The organism is Duganella sp. Root1480D1, assembly GCF_001427305.1.
In the GTDB taxonomy this organism is placed as follows: domain Bacteria; phylum Pseudomonadota; class Gammaproteobacteria; order Burkholderiales; family Burkholderiaceae_D; genus Rugamonas.
The window spans coordinates 85,912-97,724 of record NZ_LMFZ01000049.1; the positions used below are offsets into that span (position 1 = coordinate 85,912).

General features: G+C 63.0%; 12 protein-coding genes. 4 read left to right on the forward strand and 8 right to left on the reverse strand.

Features of this window, described 5'->3' with window-relative positions; all coding sequences use genetic code 11:
- Nucleotides 1–5: 5 nt before the first annotated feature.
- From bioD to ASD58_RS28430, 6 genes are read right to left on the reverse strand one after another with little or no spacing between them, the layout of a single operon-like run.
- Nucleotides 6–773: a dethiobiotin synthase gene (gene bioD, locus ASD58_RS28405; RefSeq protein WP_057265557.1), complete on the reverse strand. Its 768-nt coding sequence runs from the start codon at nucleotides 771–773 to the stop codon at nucleotides 6–8.
- Between the two features lies 1 nt (nucleotide 774).
- A complete protein-coding gene (gene bioF, locus ASD58_RS28410; RefSeq protein ID WP_057265560.1) occupies nucleotides 775–1,959 on the reverse strand; it encodes an 8-amino-7-oxononanoate synthase in 1,185 nt (394 codons plus the stop codon).
- A 2-nt stretch (nucleotides 1,960–1,961) separates the two neighbouring features.
- On the reverse strand, nucleotides 1,962–3,290 hold the full coding sequence (gene bioA / locus ASD58_RS28415) for an adenosylmethionine--8-amino-7-oxononanoate transaminase (protein ID WP_057265563.1): 1,329 nt from the start codon (nucleotides 3,288–3,290) through the stop codon (nucleotides 1,962–1,964).
- 12 nt (nucleotides 3,291–3,302) lie between these two features.
- On the reverse strand, nucleotides 3,303–4,088 hold the full coding sequence (locus tag ASD58_RS28420; RefSeq protein WP_057265566.1) for an enoyl-CoA hydratase/isomerase family protein: 786 nt from the start codon (nucleotides 4,086–4,088) through the stop codon (nucleotides 3,303–3,305).
- Between the two features lie 10 nt (nucleotides 4,089–4,098).
- Nucleotides 4,099–5,706 (reverse strand): carboxyl transferase domain-containing protein, encoded by a 1,608-nt coding sequence (locus tag ASD58_RS28425; protein WP_057265568.1) that lies wholly within the window; start codon nucleotides 5,704–5,706, stop codon nucleotides 4,099–4,101.
- Nucleotides 5,707–5,723: 17 nt separating this feature from the next.
- On the reverse strand, nucleotides 5,724–6,152 hold the full coding sequence (locus ASD58_RS28430; RefSeq protein WP_057265850.1) for a YchJ family protein: 429 nt from the start codon (nucleotides 6,150–6,152) through the stop codon (nucleotides 5,724–5,726).
- Between the two features lie 189 nt (nucleotides 6,153–6,341).
- Here ASD58_RS28430 and ASD58_RS28435 point away from each other — a divergent pair, with 189 nt between their 5' ends.
- Together ASD58_RS28435 and ASD58_RS28440 are read left to right on the forward strand one after the other, a co-directional pair.
- On the forward strand, nucleotides 6,342–6,746 hold the full coding sequence (locus ASD58_RS28435) for a PEP-CTERM sorting domain-containing protein (protein WP_057265570.1): 405 nt from the start codon (nucleotides 6,342–6,344) through the stop codon (nucleotides 6,744–6,746).
- A gap of 15 nt (nucleotides 6,747–6,761) precedes the next feature.
- Nucleotides 6,762–7,307 carry an RNA 2'-phosphotransferase gene (locus ASD58_RS28440; protein ID WP_057265572.1) on the forward strand — a complete coding sequence of 182 codons (546 nt, stop codon included), beginning with the start codon at nucleotides 6,762–6,764 and terminating at the stop codon, nucleotides 7,305–7,307.
- 40 nt (nucleotides 7,308–7,347) lie between these two features.
- On the opposite strand, the gene ASD58_RS28445 is transcribed toward ASD58_RS28440, so the two are convergent.
- Both ASD58_RS28445 and ASD58_RS28450 read right to left on the reverse strand, forming a co-directional pair.
- Entirely contained in the window at nucleotides 7,348–8,601 is a 1,254-nt protein-coding gene (locus tag ASD58_RS28445; protein WP_057265574.1) for a D-amino acid dehydrogenase, read from the reverse strand.
- Between the two features lie 48 nt (nucleotides 8,602–8,649).
- Nucleotides 8,650–9,945 carry a serine hydrolase gene (locus ASD58_RS28450; RefSeq protein WP_057265576.1) on the reverse strand — a complete coding sequence of 432 codons (1,296 nt, stop codon included), beginning with the start codon at nucleotides 9,943–9,945 and terminating at the stop codon, nucleotides 8,650–8,652.
- Nucleotides 9,946–10,106: 161 nt separating this feature from the next.
- Between ASD58_RS28450 and ASD58_RS28455 the strand changes: the two genes are divergently transcribed.
- Entirely contained in the window at nucleotides 10,107–10,847 is a 741-nt protein-coding gene (locus ASD58_RS28455) for a GntR family transcriptional regulator (protein ID WP_055939138.1), read from the forward strand.
- Between the two features lie 81 nt (nucleotides 10,848–10,928).
- On the forward strand, nucleotides 10,929–11,810 hold the full coding sequence (murQ, locus tag ASD58_RS28460; protein WP_057265577.1) for an N-acetylmuramic acid 6-phosphate etherase: 882 nt from the start codon (nucleotides 10,929–10,931) through the stop codon (nucleotides 11,808–11,810).
- Nucleotides 11,811–11,813 lie beyond the last annotated feature (3 nt).

Consider the following 11,813-nt stretch of genomic DNA (forward strand, 5'->3'; position numbering starts at 1 on the left):
CTCTCTTACTTGGTGCGGCGGCCCGGCCAGTTCGGCAGGGACGTGAAGTTCAGGTATTCGGCAGCGGCGGCGGCAGTTGGCTTTGCCAGTCGCGGGATGCGGCCGAGCAGCGGTGCGGGAATGCGCGCTGCCAGTGCGGCGATATTCTCGTCCGCAAAGTTCATTTCAAATTCCAGGGTATTGGCGACCCAGCCCACGAGCTTAAGGCTGCGCGCTTCAATCGCTTCCACGGTCAGCAGCGCGTGATTGATGCAGCCCAGGCGCAGGCCGACCACCAGCACCACCGGCAGCGCAAGCTGTTCGGCCAGGTCGGCAGTGTCGAAGTCGTCGGTCAGCGGCACGCGGAAACCGCCCACGCCTTCCACCACGATGGCGTCGGTGGCGGCTGCGATTTCAACGTAAGCTGCCAGGATAGGTACCGGGTCGATTTCCACGCCTTCCAGTGCGGCGGCGATATGCGGTGCAGCCGGCTCTTTCAGCATGAATGGGGTGGTCAGCGACTGCGGCAGGTGCACATTGCTTGCTTCGATCAGCTGGTCGGCGTCGTCGTTGTGCAACTGGCCGTTCTTCATCACTGCACCGGCGGCGACGGGTTTCATGCCGCAGGCGCGGGCGCCCTGTTGCACCAGCGCGTACAGCATGGCGGAAGACGTCATGGTCTTGCCGATTTCAGTGTCGGTGCCCGCTACAAAGCAGGAGAAGCGTGGCGGCAGGCCATCGGCGGCTGCAGCGGCTTGGGGTTCAGGAGCGATGACTGGGTCTTCAAGCGCCATATCAGGTCCTTTCTAGTTCGTTGATCGCGTCAGCCAGGCGGCGCACGTCGTCGGCGGTGTGGCCGGCGGACAGCGTAACGCGCAGGCGCGCGGTACCGGCCGGCACGGTCGGCGGGCGGATGCCGCCTACCCAGATGCCTTGCTCGTACAGCGCGGCGGACAGGCGCATGGTTTCGTCGTTCTCGCCAATGATGATTGGCTGGATCGCCGTCTTCGACGGCAGCAGTTGCCAGCGGTTCAGGTGCAGGCTGTCCTGCAATTGTGCCACCAGCGACTGCAGGTGAGCGCGGCGCTCGCGCCCTTCTTCGCCGCAGATGATATCCAGGCTTGCTTGCAGCGCGTGCGCCAGCGCCGGCGGCGCGGCGGTAGTGAAAATGTACGGACGGGCGCGCTGGATCAGCGTCTCCACCACAGTGCGGTGTGCAGCCACGAAGGCGCCGCCCACGCCGGCGGCCTTGCCCAGCGTGCCGACATACACCAGGTAAGGCGAGCGCATGGCGTAATGTTCCAGCGCACCGCGGCCGCTGTCGCCCAGCGTGCCGAAGCCGTGGGCGTCGTCCACCACCAGCCAGGCATCGTGCTGTTCGCACAGCGCCAGCAGCGCCGGCAGGTCGGCCAGGTCGCCATCCATGCTGAACACGGCATCGGTCACCACGATCTTGTTGCTGGCGGTGCTAGCTGCCAGCAGTTTCCCCAGCGCCGTTACGTCGGCGTGCGGGTAGACGGACAACTTGGTGCGCGCCAGGCGGGCGCCGTCGATCAGGGAGGCGTGGTTCAAGGCTTCACTGAAGATTTCAGTGTCCTTGTCGCCTATTGCCAGGCCGGTCACCACGGCCAGGTTAGCCATGTAACCAGTGCAGAAGTACAGCGCCTGCGACTCCACCAGGTGTGGCGACAGGAACTCGGCAAGGCGCTGCTCCAGCAGCGTGTGCGCGCGGCTATGGCCGCTGACCAGGTGCGCGGCGCCACTGCCCGCACCATACAGTTCAACCCCTTGTTGCAGGGCCTCGGCCACGCGTGGGTGCGCCGCCAGGCCAAGGTAATCATTGCTGCAGAAGGCCAGCAGTTCGCGGCCATCCACCATCATGCGCGGCGCGCAGGCCGTTTCCACCGAGCGGCGTTTGCGGATCAGGTTTTTGTCATCCAGCGCTTGCAGCTGCCGGTCGAGTTTTGCGAGCAGTTCCATGATCAGCCCACCCGCGTTTGCTCGAATACCGACAGCGTGCGTGCGGCCAGGCCGTCAATTTCCTCATCGCTGAGGATATATGGCGGCATCAGGTACACGGTATTGCCGATCGGGCGCAGCAGCAGCTCCTGCCTGGTGCCCTCGGTGAAGAAGCGGCGCGAGAAGCCCGGCGTGGCGCCGACGGCGTCAAACGCCCAGATCATGCCGCGGTTGCGGAAGTTTTCGGTGTGCTCGTGGTTGGCCAGCGGCGCCAGCGCCTCGGTCAGTTTGCGCGAGCGTGCCTTGTTCGCTTCCAGCACGTGGTCTTCGGCGAAGATATCCAGCGTGGCCAGCGCAGCGCGGCAGGCCAGCGGATTGCCGGTGTACGAGTGCGAGTGCAGGAAGCCGCGCGTCACGTCGGCATCGTAGAACGCCTGGTAGATCTCGTCGCGCGACAGCACGATGGACAGCGGCAGGTAGCCGCCGCTGATGCCCTTCGACAGGCACAGGAAATCCGGCCAGATACCGGCTTGTTCGCAGGCGAAGAAGGTGCCGGTGCGGCCGCAGCCGACAGCGATTTCATCCAGGATCAGGTGCACGCCGTGCTTGTCGCACAGCTCGCGCACCAGCTTCAGGTAAAGGGGATCGTGCATCGCCATGCCGGTGGCGCATTGCACCAGCGGCTCAATGATGATGGCGGCGATCCTGCCGGCGCGTTCGGTGAACATGCGCTCGACGTCGGCGGCGGCGCGGCGTGCCACATCGGCCGCCGTTTCGCCTTCGGCAGCCTGGCGCGCATCCGGCGACATCACCGTCTGCGTGGCGCGCAGCAGCGGGCCGTAGGCATCCTTGAACAGCGCCACATCGGTCACGGCCAGCGCGCCGATGGTCTCGCCGTGGTAGCTGCCCTTCAGGCAAACGAATTCCTGCTTGCCGCCCTGGCCCATATTGCGCCAGGCGTGGAAGCTCATTTTCAACGCGATTTCGACTGCCGACGCGCCGTCCGACGCATAGAAGGCGTGGCCCAGATTGTGCTGGGTCAGCGCCGCCAGGCGTTCGCTGAGCTGGATCACCGGCTCGTGGGTGAAACCGGCCAGCATGGCATGCTCCAGCATGTCGAGCTGCTCACGCAGCGCCGCGTTGATGCGCGGGTTGGCATGGCCGAACAGGTTCACCCACCAGGAGCTGATCGCATCCAGGTAGCGGTTGCCTTGGTGGTCATACAGCCACACGCCGCGGCCATGGCTGACCGGAATCAGCGGTACCGTTTCATGGTGCTGCATCTGGGTGCACGGGTGCCAGACAGACTTCAGGCTACGTGCTACCCAATCGCTTTGTTGGTTTGCTTCCAAAAACTGCTCCGTTCAATTCAGCCAGCCCGGCTTGCGCTTCTCCAGGAAGGAGGTCACGCCTTCGCGGCCTTGCTCGGAAGCGCGGATGTGGGCGATGCGTTCGGCCGTATCGGCCAGCAGCGCATCGTTCACCGGCTTGCCGACCACGTCGCGCACCAGCACTTTGGCTTCCTTCACTGCGTTCGGGCTGTTGGTCACCAGCGCCTTCAGCACTTCCGCCATCCTGGCATCCAGTGCGTCGGCGGCGACCAGTTCGTGCACCATGCCGATGCGGTGGGCTTCGGCGGCGCTGAAACGTTCGGCGGTGAGGAAATAGCGGCGCGAAGCCTGCTCACCCATCGCCTTGATGACATACGGCGAAATGGTCGCGGGGATCAGACCCAGTTTCACTTCGCTCAGGCAGAAATTCGCCTCCGGCACCGCAACGATGATGTCGCAGGCCGAGACGAGACCCATGCCGCCTGCATAGCAATCGCCATGCACGCGCGCAACGGTCGGTTTCGGGCACAGGTAGATAGTGCGCAGCATTTGCGCCAGCTGCATGGCGTCGGCCTCATTCTCCTCGTGGGTGTAATGGGCCATCTTCTTCATCCAGTTCAGGTCACCGCCGGCGCAGAAGGCCGGGCCGTTCCCGGCCAGCATAATGGCACGCACGTTTTCGTTGCGGCCCAGCTCCGAGAAAGCGCGCGTCAGGTCGTTGATCGAATGCTCGTTGAAGGCATTGCGCACCTCCGGACGGTTCAGGGTGACGGTGGCGATCTTGTCGTTGATCTCGATGGTCAGGGTCTCGTAGCTCATCGCCATCTCCTTACATGCGGAATACGCCGAACCTGGTGTCCGGGATTGGCGCGTTGAGCGCAGCGGACAGGCCCAGGCCCAGCACCATGCGGGTGTCGGCCGGGTCGATCACGCCGTCGTCCCACAGGCGCGCGGAGGCGTAGTATGGGTGGCCCTGCACTTCGTACTGCTCCTTGATCGGCTGCTTGAAGGCCGCTTCTTCCTCGGCGCTCCAGGTGCCGCCCTTGGCTTCGATGCCGTCGCGCTTGACGGTGGCCAGCACGCCTGCCGCCTGCTCGCCGCCCATCACGGAAATGCGCGCGTTAGGCCACATCCACAACATGCGCGGCGAGTAGGCGCGGCCGCACATGCCGTAGTTGCCGGCGCCGAAAGAGCCGCCGATGATCACGGTGAACTTCGGCACCGAGGCGGTGGCGACTGCGGTCACCATCTTGGCGCCGTTACGGGCGATGCCTTCGTTTTCGTACTTGCGGCCGACCATGAAGCCGGTGATGTTCTGCAGGAAGACCAGCGGGATCTTGCGCTGGCAGCACAGTTCGATGAAGTGCGTGCCTTTCAGCGCGGACTCGGAGAACAGGATGCCGTTGTTGGCGATGATGCCGACCTTCATGCCGTAGATATGGGCGAAGCCGCACACCAGGGTGGTGCCATAGCGCGCCTTGAATTCGTCGAATTCGGAACCGTCTACGATACGCGCGATCACTTCGCGGATATCGAAAGGCTTGCGGGTATCGACCGGAATCACGCCGTACAGTTCTTCCGGCGCGTACTTCGGTTCCACTGCTTCGCGCAGCACGCCCTGCTGCGGCTTCTGGCGGTTCAGGTTGGAAACGATGGTGCGGGCCATCGACAGCGCATGCATATCGTCCTGCGCCAGGTGGTCGGCCACGCCGGACAGGCGGGTGTGCACGTCGCCGCCGCCCAGGTCTTCAGCGGAAACTACTTCGCCGGTCGCCGCCTTCACCAGCGGCGGACCGCCCAGGAAGATGGTGCCCTGTTCCTTCACGATGATCGATTCGTCCGACATGGCGGGCACGTAAGCGCCGCCGGCAGTACAGGAACCCATCACCACCGCGATTTGCGGGATGCCCTTGGCCGACATATTGGCCTGGTTGAAGAAGATGCGGCCGAAGTGGTCGCGGTCCGGGAACACGTCGTCCTGGTTCGGCAGGTTGGCGCCGCCCGAGTCGACCAGGTAGATGCACGGCAGGTTGTTCTGCTCGGCGATCTCCTGCGCGCGCAGGTGTTTCTTCACCGTCATCGGGTAGTAAGTGCCGCCCTTGACGGTGGCGTCGTTACAGACGATCACGCATTCCTGGCCGTTGACGCGGCCGATGCCGGTGATCACGCCAGCTGCAGGAGCGGCGTTGTCGTACATATCGAAAGCGGCCAGCTGCGAGAACTCAAGGAAAGGCGTGCCGGGATCGAGCAACATCTGGACGCGGTCGCGTGGCAGCAGCTTGCCGCGCGCCACGTGCTTGGCGCTGGCTGCTTCGCCGCCGCCCTGCGCCGCCTTGGCGACCTTGGCGCGCAGGTCGTCGACCAGGGCTTGCATGGCGTTGGCGTTGGCTTTGAAGTCCTCGCTACGCGGATTGAGTTTGCTTTCGATATGCGGCATTGTCTCGTCCTCTTGTCTTATTCTGGAAATTCGCCGTCGACGTAAAACCAGCGCAAGCCGCCTTCACCCGGTTCGCGCAGGAAGCGGCTCAGCTCATGCAGGCGCTGGCCACGGCCATTCACGCGCAGGCGGGCGACGAACTCGACAAAATCCTCGTTCGGCTGGGCTTCTGCTTTACGTTGACGTAAACGTAAAGCAGATTTTACCTCAAGTCCCAGCCATTGGAGCTTTTCGTCCTGCTGAATAAGTGGCTCGCTTGGACGGGTACTTTCATGCCAGGTCGACAACAAATACGGCTCGTTCCGGAGCGTATAGGCGGAATAGCGGGAGCGCATCAGCTGCTCAGCCGTCTCCGGCACGGCTTTCCCTTCGATAAAGGGGCCGCAGCAAGCCTCAAAAGTGGGACCGCCACATGGGCAGCCGACAGGGGTCTTGGATTTGGACATCCCGCCATTATCCGCCATATCGCCGGCTGGTGTGGCTTCCCAAGGCCAGGCAGCTGCTTTAAGCGCGTCGCAATTCTTTACGCCTGGCGCGGTTGATACAGGAGGTGACTGGATAATCAAGTACTTAGACGCAGGTACAGTTAATGCATCGTCAAGCTTGGAGTTTGGCCAACCGAAAGGGAGCGCAAAATGAAAGCTGATGCCTTGTTCAAGACCTGCCTGCTGGCCTGCTCTGCCATGACAGGGGGCCAAGCGCTCGCAGATCCAATCATATCGACGCCGTCGCCCTATACCGTCAACAGTATCCATTTCAGCTACATGAATTACAGCCAGCCGCCGGCCTCTTATTTCAATCGCAAGCCACCGCCTTTCAGAGGACTGCCGCCTCCCTTGCCTGCCGATCCGCCGGCCAGCGTGCCTGGCCCGGCATTGCCTCCGGCTCAAGCAGGGCAAACCGGTTCGCCCCCGCTCTTCGAGACGCCGGTCCAGTCGCCAGTGGTGGTGGCAGTGCCTGAGCCGGGCACGGTCGCCTTGCTGGGCCTTGGTCTGGCCCTTCTGATTTGCTGCAGAGTAAAGAAAGCCGACAGTGCCTAGTGCTAACATGTCGGCATGAACGAAGTAAAAATAAGCAAGTTCCTGAGCCTGGTCTTGCGACACCAACCGGAACAAATCGGGCTCGTACTGGACCAGAATGGATGGGCGTCGATCGACGAATTGATCGCCCTTGCCAACGTCCGCGGCACGAACTTGAGCCGCCCCCAGATCCAATCCATCGTTGAGAACAGCGACAAGCAGCGATTTGCAATCAGCGCGGATGGCATGAAAATCCGGGCCAACCAGGGCCATTCCGTCGACATTGCCCTCGGCCTGGCGCCGCACACGCCGCCGGAGCAGCTGTTCCACGGCACCGCCACACGTTTCCTGGATTCGATCCGCGAAATCGGGCTGCATTCGGCCTCCCGCCAACATGTCCACCTCTCGTCCGACCGGGCAACTGCTGAAAAAGTCGGCAGCCGGCACGGTAACCCCGTGATCCTGACTGTGGAGACCGGCCAGATGGCACGCGACGGCCGCCTGTTCTACGTTTCGGAAAACGGCGTCTGGCTGACCGATGCCGTGCCGGCCCAATACCTCCAGCTGCCAGATACGGATTAAAGCGGATTTCCTGCTCCAGCGCGACCGCGAACGCTCGGCGTCAACGCTTGTAAGCCAGGCAGTCGAGTTCAAACGGCGGCTCATTGCCGCGCATCAGGGTGGCCAGCAGGCTGGCGCTGCCGCAGGCGAAGGTAAATCCCAGCGGGCCGTGGCCGACGTTAAGCCACAAATTGGGGTAAGGCGTCGGGCCGATGATCGGGGCACTGTTTGGCGTCGCTGGACGCAGGCCGGCCCAGGCCTCCGCCTTGTCGTAGTCGGCGGCATTCGGCATCGATTCGCGCGCCAGGCGTGACAGGCTGGCAATGCGGCGCCGGTCGATGCGCGTGCTTTCGCCCACCATGTCCACCATGGCTGCGATACGCAATTCCTTGCCGATGCGGGCGTACAGGGTCTTGCGCTCAAAGTCGGTCACGCTGATATTCGGCGCCACATGCTCGTGGCGGATCGGCGCCGTCAGGCTGTAGCCTTTCAGCGGATACATGGGCAGGTCCAGGTTGGCCGTGGCAGCCAGGTCGCGGCTCTGGATGCCTGCTGCCAGCACATAATGATCGGCCGACAGCCAGCCGGCATCGGTCTCGATTGCCGTCACCTTGCCGTTTTCGACGAAGATGGTGCGCGCCGCCGTGTGCATGCAGCGCTCGAAGCGCGGGTGGGCGTAAATGCGCTTTTCCAGCGCCAGGCAGAAGGCATAGCAATCCGCCACCGCTTCGCCGGGATTGAAAATGCCGCCGGCCAGCTTGGGCGCCAACTGGGCCAGGGCCGGCTCGATGCGGGCTGTATCCCGGCCCCACAACACCGCGCGGTTTTCGTCGTTATCGGGCTTGTCCAGGGCCGCCTTGAAGGCTTCCTCGCTGCGGTAGACCACCAGCTTGCCGGCATTGCGCCAGTTGAATTCCCGCAGCGGCAGTTTCAGTTCCAGCAACGACAGTGACATCCGGCTCAACTCGCCGAGCTGCAGCAACTTGGCGGTGGTGCGGGCATTGGCCTCCGCTTTGCAATTGGCCAGGAATTGCGCCATCCAGCGCCACTGGCGGTAATCGGCTTCGGGACGGAAGCGGAATGGGCCGTCGCGCTCGAACAGCCATTGCATGGCCTTCTTGGGCACGCCCTCGTCGGCCAGCGGGGAGACATAGCGATAACTGAGCTGGCCGCCATTGCGATAGCTGGCAGCACTGGCAACGGTCGGGGCGCGCTCGAGCAGCGTCACGCGGAAGCCTGCTTCCAGCAGCCACCACGCCGACGCCAGGCCGACCACGCCTCCGCCAATCACCACCACTTGCCGTGCTCTCGCCATCCAGTCTCCGATTTGTATTGCCGTGTGGAAAATTAAACGTATTGTAGTTCAGTCGTCGCGGCCCAGGACGGCGCGTTGGAAAATCGCATCAAGGATCTGTTCCTCGGCACGCGTGTGCGCCGAGTGCTGGCCCGGGGCGGCGTCCGGATCGCTGCCAAAGCCCCCGATCAGGGACACGATGCCCTGTTTCTTCTTCAAGTCTACGGCGAAGGTGGAGACCAGGCCATAAGCTTCGCCCAGGTGGCCGACTGCATTGAAGCGGCCATCCTGCGGCATGCCGCCCATATTGCCCCGCACGTCGACGAAGCGTTGCGTGCCCAGGCCCCAGCTATGGTAAAGCCCTTTCAGCGTATCGCCATTGCGGCCGTTGAAGCGCCATTGTTCGCCGAACATCAGGGCCAGCGAAGCCGGCCTGATGATCTGCTTGCCCTCATGGCGGCCATGGTTGATCAGCATGAGCATGATCTTGCCCAAATCGCCAGCCGAGATGCGCAGGCCGCCGGTCGGGCTGAAGGGGGTGGCATTGGTGCCAATCACATAGTTGTCCAGCCCTGGCGGATCCTGCGGCGCCGCCACGCCAAAATCGTCGACCTGGGCGATCCAGGGCCCCTTGCTATCCCAGGTTTCGGTATCGCGCGTGCGGCGGCGGTATAGCGTGGCGGTATCTGCTACCTCCTGCGGGCTGAATTCTGCCGGGTTATAGCCGCCCCGCAGTCCCATCGGCGCCAGCAGCAAACGTTTCATCAGGCGGTCGAAACGCTCGCCCGTCACGCGCTCCATGATGGTTCCGATCACAGCCCAGTTCAGGTTGGAATAAGTGAAGTATTGGCCGGGCTCGCCATCGCGCGCCCACATCTTGCCGTCCGGGACCAGCACCGCGCGCAAGGCCGTGCCTGCGCTCCAGAAGTAGCCGCCGTCGTCGCGCAAGGTCGAAGTGTGGCTCAGCAAATGCCGCAGCGTGATCGCCCGCTCAGGATAATTCGGATTGCGCAAGGCAAAGCCAAGGTAATCGCCGGCATCGGCGTCGAGCTTGAGCTTGCCTTCTTCGGCCAGCTTCATCACGCCGAAGGTGGTCATCATTTTGGAAATGGAAGCGATGCGGAACATGGTCTGCGGCGTTACCGGCGCCGCGCCGCCGCTGCCCGTGGTATCAATCCTGCGCAAGCCGAACTGTTGTTGATAAGTCACCTTGCCATCGCGGATCGCCAGCACCGACAAGCCCGACAGCGGCCGCTGCGCATCGTTGACGATGGCCGCCAGCTCCGCATCCAGCTTGCCCGCCGCAGCTTGGCCGAGGTTGCCCAACAGTACTGCGCCGATCAGGGCGCGTATCCCTTTTTGCATGCATTCTCCTTTTGCAAACAGCATACGGCGCCGCCCTTTCAGGCAGCTAATGAAAACTGATTATCTGCCTATAACCCCGGTGTATCGGGCTCTAAAGCCAAATGAAAAGAGCAGCGAAATTTCTCTTTCGCTATTACACTAGCAGTTATAGGAGAAATGTAATGAGCCTCACCAGCGTTGAATTCAAACCAGATCAACAAGACAATTCGCCGCTGTACATGCAGATTGCCCGCAAGTTGAGCGACGATGTTCGAAACGGACGTTACCAGGTCGACCAGGCGCTGCCTTCCGAACGAACCCTCTCGGAATTGCTGAACGTTTCGCGCGTGACCGCCCGCAAAGCCATCGACCAGTTGGTGGACCAGGGCCTGGTGGTGCGCCGTCGCGGTTCGGGCAACTACATCGCGCCGCGCATTGAACAACCGTTGTCGAACCTGACCAGCTTTTCGGAACAACTCTCGCAGCGCGGCTACAAGCCGGGTTCGCGTTGGCTCAAGCGCGCGCTGGTGGCCGCCAGTGCCGACGAGCAGTTGAGCCTTGGCCTGTCGCCCAATACCCGTGTGGCGCGCCTGGAACGCCTGCGCCTGGCCGATGACGTGGTGATGGCGTATGAAGTATCGGTGCTGCCGCAAACCATCGTCCCCAATCCGGAGCTGATCGGCGATTCGCTTTACCAATACCTGGATTCGGTCGGCAAGGGGCCGGCACGCGCGCTGCAGCACATCCGCGCCATGAATGCCTCGGCCGAGCTGGCGCGCCAGCTCGAAGTGCCGGAAGGCCAGGCCGTACTGTTTATTACCCGTATCGCCTATCTTGAGTCGGGCCAGGCGATCGAGCTCACGCATTCCTACTGCCGCAGCGATCATTACGACTTCGTGGCGGAGATGCGCCGCGCCGCGTAGGCCGGGCTGCATAACCTGGGGGCATAAGCTCCGCAAGTCCTGTCATGGGGGGGCCCGGCATTTTGGCATTACACTCGTTTTATGCTGAAGACCGAAACGCCCAGTTCCCAACATCGCGAGCTGGACCAATATCCGATCGAAAAGCTGGTCGCCGCCTTTGCCGATGACCAGCTCAACGCGGTGCAAGCCGTGCGTGCCGCCGTCCCCGCTATTGCCAAAGCAGTCGAAGCTGCCGTGCCCCGCATCGAAGCGGGCGGCCGGCTGCTCTACGTCGGCGCCGGGACTTCAGGCCGGCTCGGCGTGCTCGATAGCGTTGAGCTTTACCCTACTTTCTCCTGGCCGCATGAACGTGCGGTCGCCATCCTTGCCGGCGGCACGGAAGCCATGTTCCAGGCAGTGGAAGGCGCGGAGGATGACCGCGAACAGGGCGCACGCGACCTGCTGGCGCTGAACCCCGGGCGCCATGACGTGGTGCTGGCGCTGGCTGCATCGGGCACCACGCCCTATGTGCTGGGCGCGCTGGAGGCGGGGCGCAAAGCCGGTGCATTGACTGTCGGCATCGCCAACAACCCTGGCTCGCCGCTCACGCAGGAAGCCGAAATCGGCATCACCCTCGACACCGGCTACGAAATCATTTCCGGCAGCACGCGCCTGAAGGCCGGCACCTCGCAGAAGATCGTGCTGAACACGATCTCCAGCGCGATCATGGTGCGATTGAACAAGGTTTATGGAAACTTGATGGTAGACTTGAAGCCGACCAATGCGAAGCTGTTTGCGCGCACGGTGCGGCTCACCATGCACGCCACCGGTGCCGACGAAGCGGCAGCCCGCACAGCGCTGGAACAGTGCGGCTTCCATGTCAAAGTGGCGGTGGTCGCCCTGTTAAAGAAAACCACGGTTCAGCAAGCGGGAGACTTGCTGGACCAGGCCAGGGGCAGCGTGCGCGGCGCACTCGCCATTTGACCC